The sequence below is a fragment of the Pseudomonas sp. SWRI92 genome (genome assembly GCF_014268685.1).
Classification (GTDB): Bacteria; Pseudomonadota; Gammaproteobacteria; order Pseudomonadales; family Pseudomonadaceae; genus Aquipseudomonas; species Aquipseudomonas marvdashtae.
In genome coordinates, this window is sequence record NZ_JABWQY010000002.1 from 369,783 (window position 1) to 395,135 (window position 25,353).

Sequence of the window (25,353 nt, forward strand, 5' to 3'; positions counted from 1 at the left end):
GCATCTTGAGGCCTGTTTGCGCCTGGCCGTCGGCATGGCCCTGCTTGGGGCGATACAAGCCGAAAGCATGGCCCAGGCCTATGCCGGGTTCGATCGTTCGGTACTGGAGGCTCGGGGAGTCGATCCACAGATTGCCGAGTATTTTCGCCATGCACCGCGATTTCCGGCTGGACGCAATCGGATTTCCTTGAGCATCAACGGGGCCTCGGCGGTGCAAGCATCGGCCATTTTTGATGAGTCAGGACAGCCATGCCTGGATGCGCGTCTGCTTGAGCGGGCGGGGATAGCCGCACCATCAGGCTTGTATCCTGAGTCTGTAGAAACACAGTGCTTGCCGATCGCCGAAGGGCTGGCCGGCGCTCAGGTATGGCTTGAACCGGGGCAGAACCTGGTCCGCCTGCTGGTACCCACCGATTGGTTGCTTGCGCCGGCGACCCAGCCGAAAGCCTGGACTTCGGGCGGGATGGCCGGGGTCCTCAATTACGATGCGCTGATGGTGGCGGGTACCGCCGACGGGCAATCCAGCCAGTACCGCAGCTTAGGCACCGAGTTGGGATTCAACGCCGGTGATTGGGTGGTGCGCAGTCGCCAGAACTACACCTCGTTTGATGGGGTGGCGCGCTTCGAAACGCTGTACACCCAGGCGTCAAAGACGTGGGAGCGCTACGGAGCGCAGGTTCAATTGGGCCAATTGAATATGCGTTCAGCGTTGTTTGCGGGAGAACCGTTTCTAGGCGTGCAGATCTTGCCTGAAACGGCGCTGTCGCAGGTCGCAAACGGCCTGGGCAGCGGGGCGTTGGTGCAGGGGTTGGCCTACTCGACAGCACGAATTGAAGTCCGGCAGAGCGGCGTGGTGATCTATAACACGCTGGTCCCCGCCGGGCCTTTCACTCTGAACGATTTGCCGCTGCTCAGCGAGCGTCTGGATCTGGAGGTCAGCGTTCTGGAAGAAAACGGCGAGCGCCGCGATTTCCGTGTGCCCGCAGCCAATCTGCGTCCCGTGAGCCTGGGAGCCGTGCCCAGTTATGCGCTGGCGGCCGGTAAGGTACGGCGACTCAACCAGGATGGGCGCGATACGCCGTCATTTCTTGCCCTGAGCCGGGACTGGCGGTTGGGGCCGATAACGCAGCTGAGCGCGGGGCTGATGGGCGCTGACGAATATCGCTCCGTGGGTTGGGGAATTGACCAGGCACTGACGCGGAACATGACCGCGCGGTTCCAGCAGCTGGGTTCGAGAACGGCCCGGGGTACCCAGGGACACGACTTGCAGGCGGCGGTCAGTACGGTTTTGGGGGAGGGGCTGTCCGTCGGGTTGACCACGGGGCGACGCAGTAAAGGTTTCCAGCATCTGGCAGAGACGGGGCTGACCTCCAGGGCCGATGATCGGCTCGCCTGGGCAGAGCGTCATTGGGCAATTTCCTTGAGACACGCGGATCCGCGATGGGGAGCGCTCAGCGGATCGCTGACGCGCTATTCCGGGGTCGCGGGGCGGGATGCTGCACGGATCAGCACAGCCTGGTCGCAAACATTCGACAGGACGACTTTATCATTGAGCGCACAACATGATCGGGTCGGACAAACACGCAACACCGGTGTGTCCGCCAACCTCAGCTTGCCCTTGGGGCGCAATCGGAGGATCAGCACTTTTGCCCGCCAGGATGATGTCCGAGGGTTGCGTACCGGAGCCCGTTACGCAGAGCAGGTCAGCGATGGCCTGGGCTACAGCATCGGCGTCGACCGCTCGGCCACTGGTCGAGACGATCTCAACGCCAGGCTCAGCGGCTTGCCCCGTTATACCAGCATTGATCTCGGCTTCTCTCGCGGCGACGCTGGGGGCCGTCATTATGATATGGCCCTGCGTGGTGGCTTGGCCTTGCACGAGGACGGCGTGACGCCTTCGCCTTATCCGTTGCGAGACACCTTTGGCCTGATCAAGGTCGGCGATGACGCGGGGGTCAAGATCGGCACGCCCCACGGTCCCGTCTGGACCGACGCCGCGGGTCGCGCGGTGGCGTCCAGTTTGCCCGCCTACCGGGTCAGTCGGGTTGAAATCGACACGACGAGCCTGCCGCGCAACCTTGATGTCCCCAACGGTTTTCAGGAAGTACAGGTCGCACGCGGAGCGGTGCCACGCCTCGACTTCCAGGCTGGCTCGGTACGTCGCCTGATGCTGAATATTCGCACCGAGGATGGGGCGCCGGTGACCAAGGGCTTTGGCGTGTATGACCAGCACAGTCAGTACCTGACCACGGTAGTCGATACGGGCCTGGTGTATCTTGACGACGCGCCTGCCGTGGTTCAGCTGCGGGTGATGCTGCCCGATGACCGTGCTTGCAGCCTGGAGCTGGACACTGGACGCTTGCCAGTGTCTTCAGGACCCTATGACAGCGCCGACGTGGTCTGTCAGACGGGGTGACGCGCCAAATCATCCAAGACGCCGGGCTGAACGACATTCATGAAAGTGCAGGGGTGTCGTCCAGCAACCTGATAGCCGCGGCCCCTACCTTGCGCACGGCTTCTTCAATTTGCGGGGTCGGCCTGGCGGCGTAGTTCATGCGCAGGCAATTGCGGTATTTGCCTGACGCCGAAAAGATGCTGCCGACAGCGATCTGCACACCCTGGTCATGGAGCAGGCGATTGAGCTTCAGCGTATCGAAACCCTCGGGTAATTCGACCCAGAGCATGAAGCTGCCCCGGGGTCTGCTCGCGCGGGTGCCTTGGGGAAAATAGCGGCTGACCCAATCCATCATGACGTCGCGATTGCGCTGGTATTGGGTGCGCATGCGGCGCAGATGGGGTTCGAAATGCCCACCCTTGAGAAACTCCGCGATTGCAATCTGCGGTTGCGGGGCGGTGGAGCCGGTGCTGATGTATTTCATGTGCAGCACCCGCTCCAAGTATCGACCCGGTGCAACCCAGCCAATTCGAAGGCCCGGTGCAAGGGTCTTGGAAAAAGAACTGCAGAGCAGGACGCGGCCGTCATCGTCGAAGGATTTGATCGTGCGCGGACGGGGGTACGTGTAGGCCAATTCGCCATACACATCGTCTTCGATAATCGCCACATCGAAGCGTTGCGCCAGGGTCAGCAGGGCGCGCTTGTTGGCCTCGGGCATGATGTAGCCCAGCGGGTTATTGCAGCTGGGCGTCAACTGTATGGCCTTGATCGGCCATTGCTCCAGTGCCAGCTCCAATGCTTCCAGGCTGATACCGGTGAGCGGGTCGGTGGGAATTTCCAGGGCTTTCATGCCCAGGCCCTTCAATGTTTGCATGGCGCCGTGAAAGCTTGGCGAATCCACTGCGACGATATCGCCCTGTTCGCAAGTGGCGCGTACGCTCACTGACAATGCTTCGTGACAGCCGGTGGTGACGATCAGGTCGTTGGCGCCCAGCTGGCAGCCGGAGTCCAGGGACAGCCGGGCGATCTGTTCACGTAACTCGAGGTTGCCATAGATATTGTCGTAATACAGGCCGGGCATGTCTTGCCGTCGACTGATCTGCGCCAGGCTGCGTAGCAACGGTTTAAGCGTCGGTGAATGGATGTCGGGCATGCCGCGCCCGAGTTGCACCACGTCCTTGCGCGGTACGGCGCGTATCAGTTCCAGGACCTGGTCCCATTGGGAGATGTCCACCGGGCGCTGGGCCGGACGACCTACCGCCGGCAGGTCCGGCAATTCACGGCTGACCGGGACGAAATAGCCAGATTTGGGTTTCGGCGTCGCTAGCCCGCTGTCCTCCAGCACGCGATAGGCCTGCTGGACGGTGCTCAGGCTGACTCCATGTTCCGTGCTCAAGGCGCGCACCGACGGCAGCCGGTCGCCTGGGCGGTAGAAGCCCTGTTCGATGCGAGTACCGAGCAGTTCGGCGAGGTTCACGTAGAGGGTCATGGTGCAATCCCGATGAAATAGAAGACGGAACCGATACAGATGGGGCACAAAATTACAATTCAGTCGTAAAAATGTCGGTTCTGTATGCTTATAAAAGACATTCTTTGAATCTGTATTGCTTTTGTCTGTCCGCGCATCATGAAAGCTCTGGCTACCCAAGTAAACAGGAGCGATCAAAAATGAACGGCTTGAGCGATGTGCGGCTGACGTTACACAGTCAGGAACTGGTGGCAGGGCAGGAAAAGGGGCTGCGTGAGGCAATGTTGCGCAATGCTCCGTCCGGCCTGAGTCGCTGGGGCCTGTTCTGGCATCGCCTGCATACACGCAAAGCCTTGTTGGAGCTCACACCCGAACAGTTGCAAGACATCGGGCTGACCCGGGAGCAGGCCCGGGCAGAAGGCCTCAAGCCGTTCTGGCGGCTTTGAAGCTAGATGAAAAATGAGTACGAAACCCTGTGGCGAGGAAGCTTTGCTCCCTCGCCACGGTTTTTGGTTAAACCAGTTCTTTCAGCCGATGCCACAACATCCCCAGTGCCAACAAAGGGGAGCGCAGGTACTTGCCGCCAGGAAAAGTCATGTGCGGCACTTGGGCAAACAAGTCGAATCCCCCGCCTTGCTGCCCGCTGATGGCCTCGGCCAATAACTTGCCGGCAAGGTGTGTGGCGTTTACGCCGTGGCCAGAGTAGGCCTGGGCGTAATACACATTCGGTTGATCCTTCAACCGGCCAATCTGCGGCAAACGGTTGGCGCCGATGCCGATCATCCCGCCCCATTGGTAGTCGATCTTCACGTCCGCCAGTTGCGGGAATACCTTGAGCATCTTCGGACGCATATAAGCGCCAATGTCCTGCGGGTCGCGACCGGAATAGTGACAGGCGCCGCCGAACAACAAGCGGCGGTCTGCCGAAAGCCGGTAGTAATCCAGGGCTACCCGCTGGTCGCAGACCGCCATGTTTTGCGGCAATAGCGCCTGTGCCTGGGCTTCGCTCAAGGGTTCGGTGGCAATGATGTAGCTGCCGGCGGGCAACACTTTGCCACTCAGTTGCGGGTTCAAGCCGTTGAGGTAGGCGTTGCAGCCCAGCACCAGCGTCTTGGCGCGGACCGAGCCTTGCTCGGTGTGCACGTTGACCTGCGGACCATAGTCGATGCGTACGACGGCCGATCGTTCGAACAGCCGGGCGCCCAATTGCTGCGCCGCGGCCGCTTCGCCCAACGCCAGATTAAGCGGATGCAGGTGACCCGAGCCCATGTCGATCAGGCCGCCAACGTAGCGATCCGAGCCCACCACGCTGTGCATTTCATCGGCTCGCAGCAGTCGGGTTTCGTAGCGATAACCCAGGCTGCGCAGTTCCTCGGCCTCTTCGGCGAAGCCTTGCAAGTCGTCGGGTTTGTTGGCGAGGTCGCAGTAACCCCAGGTGAGGTCGCAGGCAATCTGAAAGCGCTCGACTCGTTGGCGGACGATTTCCACCGCTTCAAGCCCCATCAGTTTCATTTGGCGGACGCCGTCGGCGCCAACGACCGGGGCGAACTGATCGAGGCCATGGCCCACACCGCGAATCAGCTGGCCGCCGTTGCGCCCGCTGGCGCCCCAGCCGATCTTGTGTGCTTCCAGCAGGACAACGCTCATGCCGCGTTCGGCCAATTCGATCGCGGTGTTCAACCCGGAAAACCCGCCGCCCACCACGCAGACATCCGCCACCAACTCGCCTTGCAGCACCGGATGGTCCGGTTGCGGCAGGCTGCTGGCGGCGTAGTAAGAGGCGGCGTGCGCGTGGTTCGGGACAGGTTGCTGAACACGGGCGTTCATGTGCGTAATCCTGATTGTTGTGTTTGAGAAATTTTACGGAGCATAAGCCGTGGATTCGATCGTGGGCAACACCGGTCGCCTGGCGCTGTCTGGCCTGTGGCTTTTAAGGCAGAATCCAGGGCTGTCCCGACTCGGTAACGCCTCGATGAGCTGCAACAGTCAAAAAATCCGCACGCTACGTCAGCAGATTCCTACGTTCGAGTGCGTGCCGGGCTGCCATGACTGTTGCGGACCGGTGACCACCTCGCCTGAGGAAATGGCTCGCCTGCCGCGCAAGACCCGCGCCGAACAGGACGCCGCCATGGAAGCGCTCGACTGTGTGCACCTGGGGCCGAACGGTTGCACGGTGTACGACGAGCGACCCTTGATCTGCCGGCTGTTCGGCACTACGGCGACCTTGCCGTGCCCCAATGGGCGCAGGCCGGTGGAATTGATTCATCCGCGGATCGAGAAGCAGATCCACGAATACATGGCGAGCACCCGGCAGGTGTTGGTCTAGACGCGCTCAGTCCGGAATCGGCAGGTTCAGGCTCTCCTTCACTTCCTCCATCACGATGTAGCTCTTGGACTCTCGAACGTGGGGCAACTTGAGCAGGATGTCGCCCAGCAGCTTGCGGTACGAGGCCATTTCGGAAATCCGCGCTTTCACCAGATAATCAAAATCCCCCGACACCAAGTGACATTCCAGCACGTGAGGCAGCTTCAGCACTGCGCGTCGGAACTCTTCGAAAGTGTCGCCAGACTTGTAGTCCAGGCTGATCTCGACGAACACCAGCAAGCTACCCTTCAAGTGCTGCGGGTTGAGCCGGGCGTTGTAGCCCATGATGATCCCTTCGCGCTCAAGGCGTCGCACCCGCTCGGTACAGGGCGTGGTGGAGAGGCCGACCTTCTCGCCCAACTCGGTGAAGGAGATTCGCCCGTCCGCCTGGAGGATGCGCAGGATATTGCGGTCGATCTTGTCCAGCTCGCGTTTGGTCTGGGTATTGGTACGCACAGGTGATGCGCCTCCGTGAAAAGGGTTTTTGCCGAGAATTCTCGCCAAATATAGGCATTTATATAGTGAAAAGCACTGCCTGATCTTTTTTACACTGCGCTCATTACGGCTTTGTATAACAAACGTCAGCGGTTATCCGCGATGAGGGCTTCAACATGCGCGTTCTGGTCTTGGGTAGCGGCGTCATCGGTACCGTCAGTGCTTACTATCTGGCCCGTGCCGGGTTTGAAGTAGTGGTGGTCGACCGTCAGCCGGCGCCTGCCATGGAAACCAGTTTCGCCAACGCCGGCCAGGTATCGCCGGGTTACGCCTCTCCGTGGGCCGCGCCGGGCGTGCCGCTCAAGGCGATCAAATGGCTGTTGCAGCGCCACGCGCCGCTGGCGATCAAGGCCACCGCCGACATCGACCAATACCTGTGGATGGCGCAGATGCTGCGCAACTGCACCGCCAATCGTTATGCAATCAACAAGGAGCGCATGGTCCGCCTGTCCGAGTACAGCCGCGACTGCCTCGACGAACTGCGTGCCGAAACCGGCATCGCCTACGAAGGCCGTAGCCTCGGGACTACGCAGTTGTTCCGCACCCAGGCCCAGCTCGATGGCGCGGCAAAAGATATCTCCGTGTTGAAAGAGTCCGGCGTGCCGTTCGAAGTGCTCGATCGTGAAGGTATCGCCCGGGTCGAACCGGCCCTCGCCAACGTCACCGACATTCTGGCCGGTGCTTTGCGCCTCCCTAACGATCAGACCGGCGATTGCCAGATGTTTACCACGCGCCTGGCGGAAATGGCTGTGAAGCTCGGCGTGCAGTTCCGCTTCGACCAGAACATCGAGCGCCTGGATTTTGCCGGTGATCGCATCAACGGCGTCTGGATCGACGGCAAGCTGGAAACCGCCGACCGTTACGTCCTCGCCCTGGGCAGCTACTCGCCGCAATTGCTCAAGCCGCTGGGTATTCGTGCGCCGGTATACCCGCTCAAGGGGTATTCGCTGACCGTGCCGATCACCGACCCGGCGATGGCACCGACCTCGACCATTCTCGACGAAACCTACAAGGTCGCTATCACCCGTTTCGACAACCGCATTCGCGTCGGCGGCATGGCGGAAATTGCTGGTTTTGACCTCTCGCTCAATCCGCGCCGGCGTGAAACCCTGGAGATGATCGTCAACGACCTTTATCCTCTGGGCGGCGATCTGGCCCAGGCCAGCTTCTGGACCGGCCTGCGTCCGACCACCCCGGACGGCACGCCGATCGTCGGCGCCACACCGTTCAAGAACCTGTTCCTCAATACCGGCCACGGCACCCTCGGATGGACCATGGCGTGCGGTTCCGGTCGCTTGCTGGCGGATCTGATGGCGAAGAAAAAGCCGCAGATCAGCGCCGAAGGCCTCGATATTTCCCGTTATGGCAGCAAACCTCAGGAGTCCGCGAAACATGGCAATCCAGCGCCAGCTCACCAATGACCGCATGAGTCAGGTCGTCCTGCACAACGGCACCGTTTACCTGGCCGGACAGGTCGGCGACGACATGAGCGCCGGTATCGAGCAGCAAACCCGCGAGACGCTGGCCAATATCGAGCGTCTGCTTGACCTGGCTGGGACTGACAAGAGCCAACTGTTGTCGGTGACCATTTACCTGAAGGACATCGACGCCCACTTCGCAGGGATGAACGCGGTGTGGGACCAATGGTTACCCAAAGGCGTCGCCCCGGCCCGGGCCACGGTGGAGGCCAAGCTGTGTGAGCCAGATATCCTGGTGGAGCTGTCCGTCGTGGCTGCGCTGCCTTAATACCGGCCAAACGATCCCTCTCCCGGCGCTGTGGGTGGTCCACCCTGCCAGCCCGCGCCGGTTTTTTAATTCATGACCGCCTGGAAGCCTGCCGCCATGCGTCCTGCCCGCGCCCTGATTGATCTACAAGCCTTGCGTCACAACTACCAACTGGCCCGCGAAGTTACCGGGGCCAAGGCCCTTGCGGTGATCAAGGCGGACGCCTATGGGCATGGCGCGGTGCGCTGCGCCGAGGCCTTGCAGGAAACGGCCGACGGGTTCGCCGTGGCCTGCATCGAAGAAGCCCTGGAGCTGCGGGCCGGTGGGATTGCCGGGCCGATCCTGCTGTTGGAGGGATTCTTCGAGGCCGATGAACTGCCATTGATCGTTGAGCACGATTTCTGGTGCGTGGTGCATTCGTTGTGGCAGCTCGAAGCGATTGAACGCGCAACATTGGGCGCGCCGATCACGGTCTGGCTCAAGCTCGATTCGGGAATGCATAGGGTTGGATTGCACCCGACCGACTATCAGGCGGCGTATCGTCGCCTGTTGGCGAGCGGCAAGGTGGCGAAGATCGTACTGATGAGCCACTTCGCCCGCGCTGACGAGCTGCATGACCCCAGCAGCCTGCAACAACTGGCAGTATTCGAGCAGACCCGCCAGGGCTTGGCGGCCGAGGTCAGCCTGCGCAATTCGCCGGCGGTTCTGGGTTGGCCGCAAATACCGAGCGATTGGGTAAGGCCAGGCATCATGCTGTACGGTGCGACGCCGTTCGAGGAGGCCAATGCCGTGGCTTCGCGCCTGCAACCGGTCATGACACTGGAATCGAGGATCATCAGCGTGCGCGAGCTTCCCGCCGGCGAGCCGGTGGGCTACGGTGCTCGCTTTGTGACGGCGCAACCGACCCGGGTCGGCGTGGTTGCCATGGGCTATGCCGACGGCTACCCGCGCCAGGCGCCGAACGGTACGCCGGTCCTGGTGGATGGCCAGCGCAGCCAACTGGTCGGACGAGTGTCGATGGACATGCTGTGCGTGGACCTGACCCATATTCCCCAGGTCGGGCTTGGCTCGACCGTGGAGCTGTGGGGCAAAAACATCCTCGCCAGCGATGTCGCGAAGGCCGCCGACACCATTCCCTATCAGATTTTCTGCAACCTGCGACGGGTGCCACGGCTCTATTCCGGGACCTGAGGCAAAACGCAGCCTACCGAAAGTCGCTTCGCCGCACAGGATTCGGGCCAAGGTGTTGTAAATACTGAACGCTGTCGCCATGATAACGCTCACTTTCCACACAACCTGATTCCCTGGAGGCTCCAGCATTGGACGTCGGTGAACGACTGCAATCCATTCGTAAACTCAAAGGCCTTTCCCAGCGTGAACTCGCCAAGCGCGCGGGCGTCACCAACAGCACCATTTCGATGATCGAGAAAAACAGCGTGAGCCCCTCGATCAGCTCGCTGCGCAAGGTCCTTGGCGGGATTCCCATGTCCATGGTCGAGTTTTTCTCCGAAGAAATCCTCCAGGAGAAACCGACCCAGATCGTCTATAAAGCCAACGAACTGATCGACATCTCCGACGGCGCCGTGACCATGAAATTGGTGGGCAGGGCACATCCAAGCCGGGCGATTGCCTTTTTGAACGAAATCTATCCGCCAGGCGCCGACACCGGTGACGAGATGCTCACCCATGAAGGCGAGGAAACCGGGATTCTGGTGGAAGGTCGGCTGGAGCTGGTGGTTGGTGCCGAAACTTTCGTGCTCGAGGCAGGCGACAGCTACTATTTTGAAAGCACCAAGCCTCACCGTTTTCGCAATCCGTTCGATGCGCCGGCGCGACTGATCAGCGCAGCCACACCGGCCAATTTCTAATCGAAGAGGCGCCAAGCCCGGATGGCAAAGGCGCCCGCACGTTGGGCTGTCGTGACGAACAAGACCCTTGCGACTTTGGGGTTGTTTCAGAGTGACAGGCTTACCGCTATACTTGCGCCCGCCTGCAAACCGTGGCCGCAGGCGTGACTAGCCACCATTGAGGGTGTACGCGTGAACCTAATTATGAAAATGCTGGCTGCACCAGCAACCGTATTGGCCCTATGGGCTGCGAGCGCTCAAGCGGCGCCCAACGACGAAATCGCCAAGCGCCTCGAACCCGTTGGCCAGGTTTGCGTTCAGGGCAAGGAATGCAAGGGTATGGAGGTCGTGGCTTCGGCGGGTGGGGCTGGCGGTGCCAAGGCGCCGAAGGACGTCATCGCCAAACACTGCAATGCTTGCCACGGTACCGGCCTGCTGGGCGCGCCGAAAGTCGGTGACAAGGCGGCCTGGAAAGAGCGTGCCGACCATCAAGGCGGCCTCGACGGCATTTTGGCCAAGGCCATCACCGGCGTGAACGCCATGCCGCCTAAAGGCACCTGCGCCGATTGCACCGATGAAGAACTCAAGGGTGCTATCAAAGAGATGTCCGGTCTGTAACCCTCCGGGATCTTTCACGAAAAAGCCGCTTACGAGCGGCTTTTTTGCGCCTGGGTCTTTTTTCCAGGCTGTTCATCGCAACCAAGACCCGGCAAGCTCGGTCCAACCCACATTCATGGAATGTCCCGGAGGGTCGGATGGTTCAGTTGTGTTCAATCGAACAGGCGGTGGATGATGTGCTCGAGCGCCTTCCCGCGCATATCCACCTCGGCATGCCCCTCGGGCTGGGCAAGCCCAATCTGTTCGCCAACGCGCTGTACCGGCGCATCGCGCAACTGCCCGAGCGGCAGCTGACCATCTATACGGCGCTGAGCCTGGGCCGGCCGAACCTGGGCGACGGGTTGCAGAAGCGCTTCCTCGAGCCCTTTGTCGAACGGGTCTTCGGCGATTATCCCGAGCTCGATTACCTTGCCGACCTGCAGCGCGACAGCCTGCCGGCGAACGTCCGCGTCCAGCAGTTCTTCATGCAACCGGGCAGTCTGTTGCACAGTGCATCCGCCCAGCAGGACTACGTCAGCAGCAACTACAGCCACGCGGCCCGGGACATCAACGCGGCTGGCCTGAACCTGATCGCGCAGCTGGTGGCCAGCGACCCGGAGCATCCGGATCGCCTGAGCCTGAGCTGCAACCCGGACATTACCCTGGACCTCTTGCCAATGATCGCCAAGCGGCGCGAGGCGGGGGAAACCATTCTCATGGTGGGTCAGGTCCACAGCGATTTGCCCTACATGCCGGGCGACGCGGAAATCGGCATCGACGGCTTCGACCTGCTGATCGATGAAAAGGACAGCCACACGCTGTTCTCCACGCCGAACATGCCGGTGGGGTTCCAGGATCATTTGATCGGCCTGCACGCCAGCACTCTGGTGCGCGACGGCGGTACGCTGCAGATCGGCATCGGCTCGATGGGCGATGCGCTGACGGCGGCATTGCTGGCGCGTCAGGCTGATAACGCCGGATACCAGGCCCTGCTGGCGGACGTGAACCTGAGCCAGTGGGCGCAGTTGATCGAGCGCGAGGGTGGGGTCGAGCCGTTTGCCAAGGGGTTGTACGGTTGCAGCGAAATGTTCGTCAACGGCCTGCTGGTGTTGGCGGAGGCCGGGATCATCCGGCGCAAGGTCTATCCCGACGAACCGACCCAGGAACAGGCCAACGCAGGGACTCTCGACGAGGCGGCGCAACCTGACGGCATTTGCATTCATGGCGGGTTTTTCCTCGGCCCGAGCAGCTTCTATGAGCGCTTGCGCGAACTGCCGCAGAGCCGGCGCTTCGAATTCAACATGACCCGCATCAGCTACATCAACGAGCTGTACGGCCAAGAGCAACTCAAGCGCTTGCAGCGACTCGATGCGCGTTTCATCAACACCGTCTTCACCATGACGCTCATGGGCGCCGCAGTGGCTGACCAGTTGGAGGACGGGCGGGTGCTCAGTGGTGTGGGCGGCCAGTACAACTTCGTTGCCCAGGGGCATGCGCTGGAAGGGGCCCGCTCGATCCTGCTCTTGCGCAGCTGGCGCGAATCCGGGGGCGTGGTCAGTTCGAACATCGTCTGGGAGTACGGCCACTGCACAATCCCCCGGCACCTGCGAGACATCGTGGTGACCGAGTACGGCATCGCCGACCTGCGCGGCAAGACCGACGCCGCCGTGATCGAAGCGTTGCTGAACATCAGCGATTCCCGCTTCCAGCCTGGGCTGATCGAGCAGGCACAAAGCGCCGGCAAACTGCCGAAGGACTTTCGTCTCGATCCGCGTTTCGCCGACAACACGTCGGAGCGTTTGCAGGCGATCCAGGCGCGGCATCCGAATCTGTTTCCGGAGTACCCGTTGGGCTGCGATTTCGATGGGCTGGAGCGCGATTTGCTGCGGGCGCTGAACTGGCTTAAAAGCAAGTTCAAGCTCACCGAAATCCTGGAACTGGGCAAAGCCGCGCTCGATGCGCCGGAGCCATGGGAGTATGCCGGGCATCTGGAGCGGATGCAGTTGACGAACCCTGAGGGCCTGAAGGAGGAGCTGTCCCAGCGCTTGTTGCTTGCGGGGCTCAAGGCGACCGTTCAGTCACCAGGGATTATTCGATAAAGGTCACGACCCCACCCGCCAGCGATTTCACCCGCGCCAGGGACTCGACGCGATAGCCTTGGGCATCGAGTTCCGCGCGGCCTCCCTGAAACGATTTCTCGATCACGATGCCCAGTCCGGCGACGGTCGCGCCGGCCTGTTTGATGATGGAAATCAACGCCTGGGAGGCTTTGCCGTTGGCCAGGAAGTCATCGATGATCAGCACGCGGTCGCTGCTGGTCAGGTGCCGCGGGCTGATGGCTACCGTGCTTTCGGTTCTCTTGGTGAATGAGTACACGGTGGCCGAGAGCAGGTTCTCCGTCAGGGTCAGGGAGTGCTGCTTGCGAGCAAAGATTACCGGTACGCCGAGGTTCAGGCCGGTCATGATCGCCGGGGCAATGCCCGAGGCTTCGATGGTGACGATCTTGGTGATGCCCGAATCCTTGAACAGCGCGGCAAATTCGTCGCCGATCAGCTTCATCAATTGCGGGTCGATCTGGTGGTTCAGGAAAGCGTCGACTTTCAGGACCTGATCGGAAAGCACGATGCCTTGTTCACGAATTTTCTGCTGCAGGGCTTCCATGAAGCCTCCTCTGATGACGCGTCAGCGCCTGAAGTCAGTGAAAAATAATCGATTCTAGCGCTTCAACATCGCGCGTATATCCGCCAGGGCACTGTTGCCGCGAACGACTTTGACTTCCGTCGGCGTGTCGTCGTTGCCTTCCCAGGCGAGGTCGTCCGGCGGCAGCTCATCGAGAAAGCGGCTCGGCGCGCAGTCGATCACTTCGCCGTACTGCTTGCGCTTGGCGGCAAAGGTGAAGGCCAGCGTCTGGCGTGCCCGGGTAATCCCGACATAGGCCAGGCGCCGTTCTTCTTCGATGGTGTCGGCCTCGATGCTGGAACGGTGCGGCAGGATTTCCTCTTCCATGCCCATGATGAACACGTAAGGGAATTCCAGGCCCTTGGACGCGTGAAGGGTCATCATCTGCACGCCTTCAGCGCCTTCTTCCTCTTCCTGCTGGCGCTCGAGCATGTCCCGCAGCACCAATTTGCCGATGGCGTCTTCGACGGTCATGTCGCCGTCTTCATCTTTTTCCAAAGTGTTCTTCAACGCCTCGATCAAAAACCAGACGTTGCTCATGCGGTAGTCGGCGGCCTTGTCGCTGGAGCTGTTGGTGCGCAGCCAGTTCTCGTAGTCAATGTCCATGACCATGCTGCGCAGCGCTGAAATCGGATCTTCCCCGGCGCACTGTTCGCGGACCTTGTCCATGAAGCGCTTGAAGCGCGCCAGGCGGTCGGTGAAGCGGCTATCAAGGTGCTCGCCGAGGCCGATTTCATCCGTGGCGGCGTACATCGAGATCTTGCGCTCGGTGGCGTAGTTGCCGAGTTTTTCCAGCGTGGTCGAACCGATCTCCCGCCGTGGCACGTTGATCACTCGCAGGAAGGCGTTATCGTCGTCCGGGTTCACGATCAGGCGGAAGTAGGCCATCAGGTCCTTCACTTCCTGGCGTCCGAAGAAGCTGTTGCCCCCCGACAGGCGATAGGGGATCTGGTGATGCTGCAACTTCAGCTCGATCAGCTTGGCCTGGTAGTTGCCGCGATAGAGGATCGCAAAGTCGCTGTATGGCCGGTCCGTACGCAGGTGCAGGCTGAGGATTTCCATGGCCACGCGCTCGGCTTCGGCGTCTTCGTTGCGGCAACGGATCACGCGGATCTCGTCGCCGTGGCCCATTTCGCTCCACAGCTGCTTTTCGAATTCGTGGGGGTTGTTGGAGATCAGCACGTTGGCGCAGCGCAGGATGCGGCTGGTGGAGCGGTAGTTCTGCTCCAGCATTACCACTTTGAGCGACGGATAGTCGTCCTTGAGCAGCATCAGGTTTTCCGGACGTGCGCCGCGCCAGGCATAGATCGACTGGTCATCGTCGCCTACCACGGTGAACTGGTTGCGCTTACCGATCAGCAGCTTCACCAGCAAATACTGGCTGGCGTTGGTGTCCTGGTATTCGTCCACCAGCAGGTAGCGGACTTTGTTCTGCCATTTCTCGAGGATGTCGGCGTGATCCTGGAACAGCTTGACCGGCAACAGGATGAGATCGTCGAAGTCCACCGCGTTGAACGCCTTGAGGGTGCGCTGGTAGTGGGCGTAGACGATGGCGGCGGTCTGTTCCTTGGGGTTGCGGGCGTTCTCCAGGGCTTCGGGCGGCAGGATCAAGTCATTTTTCCAGGACCCGATCATGTTCTTGATCTCGTCGACGCCGTCGTCGCCCGAGTATTCCTTCTGCATGATGTCCGTCATCAAGGCCTTGACGTCAGTCTCGTCGAAAATCGAGAAGCCCGGTTTGTAGCCCAGTCGCGCGTGTTCCTTGCGGATGATGTTCAGGCCCAGGTTGTGGAAGGTGCAGACCGTCAGGCCGCGGCCTTCGCCGGCGCGCAACAGGCCACCGACCCGCTCCTTCATTTCCCGGGCGGCCTTGTTGGTGAACGTCATGGCGACGATGTACTGGGCGCGGATGCCACAATTCTGGATCAGGTGCGCGATCTTGCGAGTGATCACGCTGGTCTTGCCGGAGCCTGCACCGGCGAGCACCAAAAGAGGGCCGCCGACATAGTTCACGGCTTCTTGCTGCCGGGGATTGAGTCGGGACATGACAGGGTTCAGGGAGTCGTTTGCGAAATGGGCCGGCATTTTAACAGGCTCGCAGAATTGTGCTGCTCTGTCCGACTTGTGACGCTGAACGTCATCTCTATTTGCCGCTTTTGTTACTTTCGCTCAGGATGCGGACGGGATTTAGGTCTAACGTTCGTTTTACAGTTGTGAAAAACGTTAAAAGCTTGTGTTTGAGAACCATTGGCATTGGTGATTGCCCATTGGCGAGTCATAATGCCCCGCGCCTACCACCTTGCAGAGTCTAGGGAGTCAGCTTGTCTACGCCTGTCGAACCCTTGCGTTTGCTGTTGTTGGCCGAAACGCCTGAGTGGTCAGCGGTATTGCGCAAGTGCCTGGCGCCCATGGGGCCCTCGGTCGTGTTGATCAGCGCCCCGAGCTGGGAGTCGGTCAGCAGCCTGTTTGAAGACAACCGCAACGCGGTGCTGCTGACTGTGGCGAGCTTGCAGCCCGCGCCCGGTCGCTGCCGTCTGCCAACGGTCCTCTTGCTTGAGCACGAGCCTTCGACCTCTCCGGACGGTGTCAGCGACTGGCTGGTGCGTGATGTGCTGGATGAGGCGACGTTGCGTCGTTGCCTGCGACACGTGCGAGAGCGTGGCGTGCTGGAAAATACCCTACAACGGCTTGCCGCGCAGGACCCGCTGACGGGCATCGCCAACCGCCAGGGCTTCCAGACCTTGCTGGCGGCACGCCTGGCTGAAAACGAAGGCCGTGGCCTGGCGCTGGGGCATCTGGACCTCGACAATTTCCGTCACGCCAACGACGCACTCGGCCACCAGGCCGGCGACCGTCTGATCCTGCAAGTGGTCTCGCGTCTCAAGGGCGCGCTGGAAGCCGGTGATCAGTTGGCGCGGCTAGGCAGCGATGAGTTTGCGTTGCTGATCGACACCCGTCGCGCGCCTCAGCGAGCGGAGTGGATGGCCGAGCGCATCACCGAAGCCATGGCGGAACCCTATTGGGTGGACGGCGAAAGCCTGTTGATCGGTTGCAGCCTGGGTATCGCCCACGCCCGCGCACAGGCCGGTGCGGACCCATTGATGTGGCATGCCCATATCGCCATGCAACAGGCCAAGAGCACGCAAGGCTGCACCTTTCATATCTTCAACGAGCGCATCAACCGCAATGCCCGCAGCCTCGCCGATCTGGAAAGCGAGTTGCGCCGGGCGCTGCGCCGCGACGAGCTGGAGTTGCATTACCAACCCCGGTTGAATCTTGCGGACGGGACGATCGTAGGTCTTGAGGCCCTGGTGCGCTGGCGTCATGGTGAGCGCGGATTATTGCCGCCGAGCGAGTTCGTGCCGCTGGCCGAGCAGAGCGGCTTGATCGTGCCGTTGGGTTACTGGGTGATCTCCCGGGCGTTGCGGGACATGCAGGCGCTGCGCGAGCGAGGATTGGCGCCGTTGCACATGGCGATAAACCTGTCGTTCCGACAGTTCCAGGACAGCCAGCTGTTGCCGACCCTCAGCCGATTGATCGCCGAGCGGGGCGTCGAGGCCCAGTGGCTGGAGTTCGAACTCACCGAAACCGCGGTCATGCGCCGCAGCGACCTGGTCAAGCAGACCATGGACGCCCTAGGTCGCTTGGGGGTGCGTTTTTCCTTGGACGACTTCGGTACCGGGTTCTCCTCGTTCGTGCACCTCAATAGCCTGCCCATCGCCTTGCTCAAGATCGACAAGAGCTTCGTCGGCGGCATGGAACAGCGCGAAGAGAATCGCAAACTGGTGCACGCGATGATCAACCTGGCCCATAACCTCAACCTGGAGGTGGTGGCCGAAGGCGTCGAAACCCCGGAGCAACTGGACTTGCTCCGGGGTTTCGGTTGCGATCAGGTGCAGGGCTTCTTGATCAGCAAACCGTTGCCGTTACCCGAATTGGTCGAGTACCTGACGTTCGAAGGTGGCCAGGCAGTCCAGGAAGCCGGAAGCTGAAGCAATCTTCGTTGGATTTCACTTGGCCTGGATGGCCTCGAAATCCTGCTGCCCAGGCTCACTGCGCATCATCCGCTTCATCTTCCACTCGAACGCCAACGTCAGGCTCACCGCCGCGCAGGCCAGCCCCAGGGCCAGGCCCCACCAAACGCCGGTCGGTCCCCAATGCAGATGAAAGGCCATCCACCAGGCGGCCGGTGCGCCGATCAGCCAATAGCAACCCAAACCCACCAGGAACGTGGTCTTGGCATCCTTCAAACCACGGATACAGCCCATGGCAATGGTTTGCGCGCCGTCGAACAGCTCGAACCACGCCGCCACGGCCAGCAGGCTGACCGCCAGGTCGATGACCGCTCGGAAGGCCGGGTCGTTGTGGTCCAGGAACAGGCCAATCAGCTGGTTCGGCAACAGCCAGAACACCATGGCAAAGGCCAGCATGACGGCCGCGCCAAAGCCGATCCCGACTCGCCCGGCCAGGCGCGCCATTGGCAACTGTCCGGCGCCGTAGTGCTGGCCGATGCGCATGGTGATGGCGTAGGACATACCCGCCGGGACCATGAACGCCACCGAGACGATCTGCAGAGCGATCTGGTGCGCCGCCAATTGCGTGCTGCCCATTGTGCCCATGCACAGCGCGGCGAACGCGAACAAACCGACTTCGACCGCGTAGGTGCCGCCAATCGGCAGGCCCAGGCGCCACAGCTCCTTGAGGTACTGGCGATTGGGCCGCGACAGGCCTTTGAGCAACGGATAGGCACGGTAGGCCGAGTGGCGATGGATGTGCCAGGCGAGCGCCAGGGCCATGCAGTTGGCGACGATGGCCGTTACCAGGCCGATTCCCATCAAGCCGAGCCTTGGCAGGCCGAACATGCCGGTAATCAGCGCGTAGTTGAGCAGGAAGTTGGCCACCGTGCCGCCGAGGCTGATAACCATGACCGGTGTGGCCCGGCCGATGGCACTGGTGAAGCCGCGCAACGCCATGAAGCTCAAGTAGCCGGGCAGGGCGAACGGCAGCGCCAGCAGGAACTGGCCGGCGGACAGCACGTTGGTTTCGGTCTGGCCGAACATCAGCAGCACCGGCTTGAGGTTCCACAGCAGCAAACCCGCCACCAGCGCCATCAACCAGGCCAGCCATAATCCGGCCTGGGTCAGCCGGGTGGCCCCTTCAATATCGCCGGCGCCTTGGCGAATCGCGACCAATGTACCCACCGCCGCGATCACGCCGATGCAGAAAATCGATACGAACGAATAAGTGGCCGCCCCGAGCCCGCCGCCGGCCAGGGCTTCGGGACTCAGGCGCGCCATCATCAGGGTGTCGGTCAGCACCATCAGCATGTGCGCCAACTGCGAGGCAATCAACGGCCCCGCCAGCCGCAGGATGGCCCAGAGTTCGGTACGCGCCGGATGCTGCATGATCATCACGCTCCATGTTCAAACAAGGCAGTAAAACGTCGATTCTCGGCGCTCGCGGAGGTTTGCACAAAAGGATAAATACGATTGCTGGCATGATTAAAACTCATGCTGGAGCACATTCTGCTAGGGTGCCGGTATCACCCTCATGGAGCTTCGCCATGTCTCGTCGTCTTCCTCCTCTTTATGCGCTACGTGCATTCGAAGCGGCGGCGCGGTACAGCTCGTTCACCCGGGCTGCTGAAGAGTTGTCGATCACGCAAAGCGCGGTCAGCCGGCACATCCGCACGCTGGAGGATCACTTCGCCTGTCGGCTGTTCCAGCGCAGCGGCCGCAACGTGCAGTTGACCGAGTCGGCGCGTTTGCTGTTGCCGGGCGTGCGAGAAGGGTTCATGGCGCTGGAGCGCGCCTGTCATACCTTGCACGGGGAAGACGACATCCTGCGCATGAAAGCACCCTCGACCCTGACCATGCGTTGGCTGTTGGCGCGGCTGAGCCGTTTTCGGCACTTGCAGCCCGGCAACGAGGTGCAATTGACCAGCGCCTGGATGGACATCGACTCGGTGGACTTCAATACCGAGCCTTTCGATTGCGCGGTACTGCTGGGCAATGGGCATTTTCCGGCGGATTGGGAAGCCAGCCTGTTATTCCCCGAGGAGCTGATTCCGGTCGGCGCGCCGAACCTGTTGAACGACCAACCTTGGGATCTGGCGCGGTTGGCCAGTGCCGAACTGCTGCATCCCACACCGGATCGCCGTGACTGGCGCAACTGGCTGCAGCGCATGGGGTTGGCCGACAAGGTTTCGCTCAAGGGCGGGCAAGTGTTCGACACGCTGGAACTGGGCATGATCGCTGCGGCGCGCGGCTACGGCGTGTCCATGGGGGATTTGCTGATGGTCGCCGAGGACGTCGCCCAGGGGCGCTTGAGCCTGCCGTGGCCAACTGCGGTCGCCAGCGGTGAGCACTATTACCTCGTCTGGCCGAAGACTCGTCCCGGTGGTGAACGTTTGCGCCGGCTCAGCGATTTTTTGCAAAGCGAGGTCACGGCCATGCGCCTTCCCGACGTGAAGCGTCTTGGCTGAACCGTTGCAGTGCCAGTGCTAGCCACTTGATATTAATCCTTCCGAATCGCTCAAGTATTTGGTTTCGCCGCCGAAGGTGTGGAGGTAGTACTTTCGTATCAGAAAGGGACTGCCTACACCCATCACCCAAAAAATAGCCGAGCGCGTGACGTGATCAGGACGATCCCAGTCTCTCGGCCAGGAGCCGTCATGTCTCAACCTCGCGCCCGGATCGCCTCTCAGCTTGGCCTTGCCCTCGCTGTGATACTGGCGATAGTGATCACCGGCAGTACCGTCTTCGCCTTGCGCTCGCTGGACACCGCCAACCTTGCCACCCGTGAAGAGCACCTGGCCAGCGAAGCTCGCCTGATGGCCGATCAGCTCAATACGTTCCATGGCACTTTGCGCGAGAGCACTCAGCGGCTGGCCGGTCTGTTCGAAAAGCGCTTCAGCGCGGGCCTGAGCGTGCATCCTGACCAACCGGTGGCTGTGGCGGGCGTACAAACCCCTGGCTTGAGCCTGGGCAGCGAAGTGCTGAACAACAATTTCAAGGAAGTCGATGACTTCAAGACGATGACCGCCGGGGTGGCCACGATTTTCGTGCGCAGCGGCGACGATTTCATCCGGGTCAGCACTTCGGTCAGCAAACAGGACGGCACGCGAGCCATCGGCACCGTGCTCGACCGCGCCGGCCCGGCTTATGGCCCGGTGATCAGTGGCCAGAGCTATATCGGCCGGGCGCTGCTGTTCGGGCGTTTCTATATGTCGCAGTACACGCCGGTGCGCGACAGCAGTGGCAAGATCATTGCCGTGTTGTACGTAGGCTTCGATTACACCGATGCGCAGAACGCGCAGTTCGAGAACCTCAAGCGCTTCCGCATCGGCAAGACCGGTTCGCTGGCCTTGCTGGATGAGCAAAGCAAATGGCTGGTGCCGCCAGCAGGCGTGCAGGCGTTGGACAAGGCTGCCGTAACCATCACGAACCTCGTCAAGAAGCCAGGTAAAGGGGCGTTCTGGGACGACACCGCAGAAGCGTTCTACAGCGTCGCCGTGCCGTTCGAAGGCGGGCCGTGGGCCGTCGTGGCGAGCATGCCGAAAGCTGAAATCAGTGCCGTGACCTGGAGTGTCGGTACGCAACTGGCTATCGGCAGCTTGCTGGCGATGCTGCTGGCCGTTGGGTCAGCGATGTGGCTGCTGCGCAGTAAACTGGCCCCGTTGGGCGACCTGGTGCGTCAGGCCGAAGCATTGGGTGCCGGTGATTTGAGCGTGCGCCTGAACGTGTCGAGCCATGACGAGATCGGCCAACTGGCCCGCGCGTTCAACCAGATGAGCCAAGCCTTGTCGACCATGGTCGAGCACATCCGCAAAGCCTCGCAAGAGGTCAACAGCCGTGCCCAGGCCCTGTCCGGGTTGTCCAGCGGTGCCTATGAAGGCATGGAGCAGCAGTCCGGCGAGATCACCAGCATGGCCGGCGCGGTTGAAGAATTCAGCGCCACCTCCCTGAACATTGCCGACAACATGGGCAATACCCAGCGCCTGGCCCAAGAGAACGCACAGCAAACCCAGATTGGTCGCACGTCCATGGACGAAGCTTCATCGTCCCTGGAGCAGATAGCTGGCGCGCTGAACAGTACGGCTACGGTCATCAACACCCTGGGCCAGCGTTCCCAGGAAATCGGCGGCATCGTGGGCGTGATTACGTCTATCGCGGAACAAACCAACCTGCTGGCGCTGAACGCCGCCATCGAAGCTGCCCGCGCGGGCGAGCAGGGCCGTGGTTTTGCCGTGGTGGCCGATGAAGTGCGCAGCCTGGCGTCGCGTACCCGTCAGGCCACTGATGAAATTTCCGGCATGATCAACAGCATCCAGCAGGAAACCGGCAATGCCATCAGTACGATGGAGAAGGGCAACCTGCTGATGCAGGAAGGCTTGTCGCGCAACGCCAATGTGGCCACGGCCCTGGCGCGCATCGATGAACAAAGTCGCTCGGCCGGCCAGCAATTCTCTGCGATCACCACGGCCACCCAGGAACAGAGCAGCACCGCGACCCTGCTTAGCAGCAACCTGCAAAGCATTGCCATGGCCAACACCGAGCAGCGCGAAGTGGTCTCCAACCTGGCGATCACCGCCAAGGAACTGGAAACCCTGGCGCAGGACCTGCGCAAAGAGGTTGATCGGTTCCGCTGAGGCGTTCCGTACCGAGCAAGCGCCTCCAGCACGGTTTGCTGGAGCGAGCTTGCTCGCGTGATGGCGGCAGTCCGGCCACCCTCATCTCACCCTGACCCATCGCGTTCGCGAGCAAGCTCGCTCCCACAAAAGCTCCACTCTCCCGCTTAGGCCCTTTTTAGGTTAGTTGCTGTTTTTTGGCTTGCTGAAACGTTTCTTCAAGTCTATAAAAACCGCACAACTCCAAGAAAAGGCTCCGTTCATGAATTCGCTCAAACTCCTCGTTGCCCTCAGCGCCTTGGGTGCTGCCTCCCATGCGATGGCTTGGGATTACGTTTTGCTCGATACCGACAAGGCCGCCCAGCCGTGGCAAATCACCAGCCAGCAGTTGGGCGTCAAGACCGACAAGCCGTTTTCCGTGACGATGCGCACCCTGCACGGCGGTCGCCAGGAAGGCGTCAGCGTTGTCGACATCGATAACGGCTCCCTGAAGCTCTCGGTCGTCCCGACTCGAGGCATGAATGTGCTGCAAGCCTCGGTTGGTGATGTGCGCATGGGCTGGGATTCGCCGGTCAAGGAAGTGGTCAACCCGGCATTCATCGAGCTCAACGGGCGAGGCGGCCTGGGCTGGCTTGAAGGTTTCAATGAGCTGGTGACCCGTTGCGGCTACGAATGGGTCGGCCATCCGGGTATGGATAACGGAGAGCTGCTGACATTGCACGGTCGCGCGGCCAATATCCCGGCGAACAAGGTCACGCTGCACATTGACGAAAAACCTCCCTACGCGATCACCCTGCGAGGCGAGCTGAAGGAACAGGCGTTCAAGAAAGTCGATTTCTCGGTGCAGACCGAACTCGTCACTGAACCCGGCAGCGTGACGTTCTCGCTCAATGACACGCTGACCAACAATGGCGATTACCCAAAGGAATACCAGGCGCTCTACCACAGTAATTTCAGCACCCCGTTCCTGGAGCAGGGTGCTCGCTTCGCAGCGCCGGTCAAGCAAGTCTCGCCATTCAACGACAAGGCCAAGGGCGACCTGAAAGACTGGCAAACCTATCGAGCCCCCACCAAGGACTACGATGAAACGGTCTATAACGTCGTGCCATACGCCGATGCCAAGGGCGATACGCTGACCGTATTGCACAACAAGGCCGGCAGCCTCGGCGTTGCGGTGGGCTTCAACACCGGGACGCTTCCGGTTTTTTCCCTGTGGAAAAACACCGATACCCAAGGCCAGGGCTATGTGACCGGCCTGGAGCCGGGCACCAGTTTCTCCTATAACCGCCGCTACCAGCGTCCATTGGGCCTGGTGCCGACCATTGCACCGAAAGAGCGCAAGCAATTCCAGATCCACTACAGCCTTCTGGCAGACAAGGTTGCCGTGGACAAGGCCCTCAAGCGCATCGACGACATCCAGGGCGATCAAAAAATCGAGGTGCGGGAGACACCGTTGGTGGACCTGAGCAAACCGTGAGCCTTTTCAAGGCGTAGCCGGCCGATATTGCAGGGCTTCGGCCAGGTGTTCTCGACTGATTCGTTCAACCTGCTCGAGGTCGGCCAAGGTCCGGGCGACCTTGAGCAAGCGATGGGCGGCTCGTAGCGACAGGGTCAACCGTTCGCAGGCGGTCTCCAGCCAGGCTTCATCGGTTGCCGACAATTTGCAATGCCGACGCAGGCCCGGCAGGTCGAGGAACGCATTGGCACAACCCTGTCGTGCTTGCTGGCGTTCACGGGCTTCGGCCACCCGTTCGGCTGCGGTGGCCGTGTCGTCACCCGGTTCGCTCCTTGGGGTCAGAGCCGTGGCTTCCCGGGCGACAGTCAGGTGCAGGTCGATGCGGTCCAGCAAAGGACCGGACAGCTTGTTGCGGTAACGCTGCACCATGTCCGGCGTGCAGGAACATCGGCCGCTGGGCTCGCCGAGATATCCACAAGGGCAGGGGTTCATCGCTGCCACCAGTTGAAAGCGTGCCGGAAAGCGCACCCGGTCTCGGGCCCGCGAAACCACGATGAAACCTGACTCCAGCGGCTCTCTCAAGACTTCCAGCACCTTGCGGTCGAACTCCGGCAGTTCATCGAGGAACAGCACGCCATGGTGGGCGAGGGTGATTTCCCCCGGCTGCGGCTTGGACCCGCCTCCCACCAGCGCCGGCCCGGACGCCGAATGATGAGGCTGGCGAAACGGGCGTTGCGGCCAATGGCTCAACGGCACGCAACTGGCGACAGACTGTATCGCCGCGACCTCCAGGGCTTCGCTTTCCGCCAACGGTGGCAATAACCCCGGCAAACGACTTGCCAACAGCGTCTTGCCAGTGCCAGGTGGGCCGCTGAACAACAAGTTATGAGCCCCCGCCGCAGCGATCAGCAGTGCGCGCTTGGCGCCGGTCTGGCCTTGTACTTCGCTCAGGTCCGGATAAGGCTTGCTGGCCGAAAGCAGCCCGTTGGAAACAAACGGCTCGACGGGCGTGTGGCCATTGAAGTGCGCCACCGCTTCGAGCAGATGATCCACGGCGATCACCTTCAACCCCGACGCCAGGCACGCTTCCTCGGCGTTCGCTCGCGGCACCACCAGCATGCGCCCGGCCTTGCGCGCCGCCAGCGCCGCGGGCAGCACCCCGCGCACCGGCCGAACGGCGCCGGACAAGGCCAGTTCCCCGAGGCATTCAACGTCGTCCAGCATCAGTGTCGGCACTTGCACGCTGGCGGAGAGAATTCCCAAGGCAATGGCCAGGTCGAAGCGGCCGCCGTCCTTTGGAAGATCCGCCGGCGCCAGGTTCAGGGTGATGCGCCGCGCCGGGAAGTTCAGCCCCGAATTGATGATCGCGCTGCGCACTCGATCCTTGCTTTCCTTCACGGCGGCTTCTGGCAGGCCGACCATGGTCAGTGACGGCAAGCCATTGGCCAGGTGAACTTCAACGGTAACGGCAGGAGCCTCCACCCCCACCTGGGCGCGGCTGTGGACGATGGCAAGCGACATGAAGCGTTCCTTGAATGAATAAAGAGCCGCGTCCTGCGGCTCTTGAAGACTAGTCCTGGGTGAGGACTTGGGTGCGGCAGTTGAAGGGAGAAATGTTGGCAGGATGTTACGGATACGCCATTCAAGCGTGAACGGGGAGATATACAGCCATTTCTGTGGGAATCAATCGGAATTGT

Annotated in this window: 20 protein-coding genes; 13 read left to right on the plus strand and 7 right to left on the minus strand. The window is 61.3% G+C overall.

Annotation, left to right across the window (positions count from 1 at the left end; all coding sequences use genetic code 11):
- Positions 1–16 precede the first annotated feature (16 nt).
- Positions 17–2,416 carry a fimbria/pilus outer membrane usher protein gene (locus tag HU762_RS04985; protein ID WP_238340352.1) on the plus strand — a complete coding sequence of 800 codons (2,400 nt, stop codon included), beginning with the start codon at positions 17–19 and terminating at the stop codon, positions 2,414–2,416.
- Between the two features lie 37 nt (positions 2,417–2,453).
- On the opposite strand, the gene HU762_RS04990 is transcribed toward HU762_RS04985, so the two are convergent.
- On the minus strand, positions 2,454–3,884 hold the full coding sequence (locus tag HU762_RS04990; protein WP_186612672.1) for a PLP-dependent aminotransferase family protein: 1,431 nt from the start codon (positions 3,882–3,884) through the stop codon (positions 2,454–2,456).
- 179 nt (positions 3,885–4,063) lie between these two features.
- Between HU762_RS04990 and HU762_RS04995 the strand changes: the two genes are divergently transcribed.
- The gene (locus HU762_RS04995) at positions 4,064–4,309 is read left to right on the plus strand and encodes a DUF1127 domain-containing protein (RefSeq protein ID WP_186612674.1); all 246 of its coding nucleotides are present in this window, start codon (positions 4,064–4,066) and stop codon (positions 4,307–4,309) included.
- A 67-nt stretch (positions 4,310–4,376) separates the two neighbouring features.
- Here HU762_RS04995 and HU762_RS05000 read toward each other — a convergent pair whose 3' ends face one another.
- Positions 4,377–5,690 carry an FAD-binding oxidoreductase gene (locus HU762_RS05000; protein ID WP_186633705.1) on the minus strand — a complete coding sequence of 438 codons (1,314 nt, stop codon included), beginning with the start codon at positions 5,688–5,690 and terminating at the stop codon, positions 4,377–4,379.
- A 145-nt stretch (positions 5,691–5,835) separates the two neighbouring features.
- Here HU762_RS05000 and HU762_RS05005 point away from each other — a divergent pair, with 145 nt between their 5' ends.
- Complete coding sequence (locus tag HU762_RS05005) at positions 5,836–6,189, plus strand: YkgJ family cysteine cluster protein (protein WP_186612826.1); 354 nt, start codon at positions 5,836–5,838, stop codon at positions 6,187–6,189.
- Between the two features lie 6 nt (positions 6,190–6,195).
- Here the strand turns inward: HU762_RS05005 and HU762_RS05010 are convergent, their stop codons facing one another.
- Entirely contained in the window at positions 6,196–6,684 is a 489-nt protein-coding gene (locus HU762_RS05010) for an Lrp/AsnC ligand binding domain-containing protein (RefSeq protein WP_003206849.1), read from the minus strand.
- A gap of 155 nt (positions 6,685–6,839) precedes the next feature.
- Here HU762_RS05010 and dadA point away from each other — a divergent pair, with 155 nt between their 5' ends.
- The 6 genes from dadA to HU762_RS05040 all read left to right on the plus strand — a co-directional run bounded on the left by dadA (position 6,840) and on the right by HU762_RS05040 (position 12,991).
- Entirely contained in the window at positions 6,840–8,144 is a 1,305-nt protein-coding gene (gene dadA / locus HU762_RS05015) for a D-amino acid dehydrogenase (protein ID WP_186633708.1), read from the plus strand.
- A complete protein-coding gene (locus HU762_RS05020; RefSeq protein WP_186633710.1) occupies positions 8,116–8,469 on the plus strand; it encodes a RidA family protein in 354 nt (117 codons plus the stop codon). The genes dadA and HU762_RS05020 overlap by 29 nt, the downstream gene beginning before the upstream one ends.
- A 96-nt stretch (positions 8,470–8,565) precedes the next feature.
- Positions 8,566–9,639: an alanine racemase gene (gene alr / locus HU762_RS05025; RefSeq protein WP_186634439.1), complete on the plus strand. Its 1,074-nt coding sequence runs from the start codon at positions 8,566–8,568 to the stop codon at positions 9,637–9,639.
- Positions 9,640–9,767: 128 nt separating this feature from the next.
- The gene (locus HU762_RS05030; RefSeq protein ID WP_047226150.1) at positions 9,768–10,316 is read left to right on the plus strand and encodes a cupin domain-containing protein; all 549 of its coding nucleotides are present in this window, start codon (positions 9,768–9,770) and stop codon (positions 10,314–10,316) included.
- Positions 10,317–10,499: 183 nt separating this feature from the next.
- Positions 10,500–10,913, plus strand: a complete 414-nt coding sequence (locus tag HU762_RS05035; RefSeq protein WP_186634442.1) for a c-type cytochrome — start codon at positions 10,500–10,502, stop codon at positions 10,911–10,913.
- Between the two features lie 137 nt (positions 10,914–11,050).
- A complete protein-coding gene (locus HU762_RS05040) occupies positions 11,051–12,991 on the plus strand; it encodes an acetyl-CoA hydrolase/transferase family protein (protein WP_186633713.1) in 1,941 nt (646 codons plus the stop codon).
- Here the strand turns inward: HU762_RS05040 and HU762_RS05045 are convergent.
- Both HU762_RS05045 and rep read right to left on the minus strand, forming a co-directional pair.
- Entirely contained in the window at positions 12,981–13,553 is a 573-nt protein-coding gene (locus HU762_RS05045) for a xanthine phosphoribosyltransferase (protein WP_186612685.1), read from the minus strand. The genes HU762_RS05040 and HU762_RS05045 overlap by 11 nt on opposite strands.
- A 54-nt stretch (positions 13,554–13,607) precedes the next feature.
- The gene (rep, locus tag HU762_RS05050; RefSeq protein WP_186633716.1) at positions 13,608–15,617 is read right to left on the minus strand and encodes a DNA helicase Rep; all 2,010 of its coding nucleotides are present in this window, start codon (positions 15,615–15,617) and stop codon (positions 13,608–13,610) included.
- Positions 15,618–15,892: 275 nt separating this feature from the next.
- Here rep and HU762_RS05055 point away from each other — a divergent pair, with 275 nt between their 5' ends.
- Positions 15,893–17,563 carry a bifunctional diguanylate cyclase/phosphodiesterase gene (locus HU762_RS05055; protein ID WP_186633719.1) on the plus strand — a complete coding sequence of 557 codons (1,671 nt, stop codon included), beginning with the start codon at positions 15,893–15,895 and terminating at the stop codon, positions 17,561–17,563.
- A gap of 18 nt (positions 17,564–17,581) precedes the next feature.
- Here the strand turns inward: HU762_RS05055 and HU762_RS05060 are convergent, their stop codons facing one another.
- A complete protein-coding gene (locus tag HU762_RS05060; RefSeq protein WP_186634445.1) occupies positions 17,582–18,976 on the minus strand; it encodes a NorM family multidrug efflux MATE transporter in 1,395 nt (464 codons plus the stop codon).
- A gap of 158 nt (positions 18,977–19,134) precedes the next feature.
- Here HU762_RS05060 and HU762_RS05065 point away from each other — a divergent pair, with 158 nt between their 5' ends.
- From HU762_RS05065 to HU762_RS05075, 3 genes are all read left to right on the plus strand, one after another.
- Entirely contained in the window at positions 19,135–20,055 is a 921-nt protein-coding gene (locus HU762_RS05065; protein WP_186633722.1) for a LysR substrate-binding domain-containing protein, read from the plus strand.
- A gap of 189 nt (positions 20,056–20,244) precedes the next feature.
- Positions 20,245–22,221 (plus strand): methyl-accepting chemotaxis protein, encoded by a 1,977-nt coding sequence (locus tag HU762_RS05070; protein ID WP_186633725.1) that lies wholly within the window; start codon positions 20,245–20,247, stop codon positions 22,219–22,221.
- A gap of 241 nt (positions 22,222–22,462) precedes the next feature.
- Entirely contained in the window at positions 22,463–23,677 is a 1,215-nt protein-coding gene (locus tag HU762_RS05075; protein WP_186633729.1) for an aldose 1-epimerase family protein, read from the plus strand.
- Between the two features lie 6 nt (positions 23,678–23,683).
- Here the strand turns inward: HU762_RS05075 and HU762_RS05080 are convergent, their stop codons facing one another.
- Positions 23,684–25,177, minus strand: a complete 1,494-nt coding sequence (locus HU762_RS05080) for a YifB family Mg chelatase-like AAA ATPase (RefSeq protein ID WP_186633732.1) — start codon at positions 25,175–25,177, stop codon at positions 23,684–23,686.
- Between the last annotated feature and the right edge of the window lie 176 nt (positions 25,178–25,353).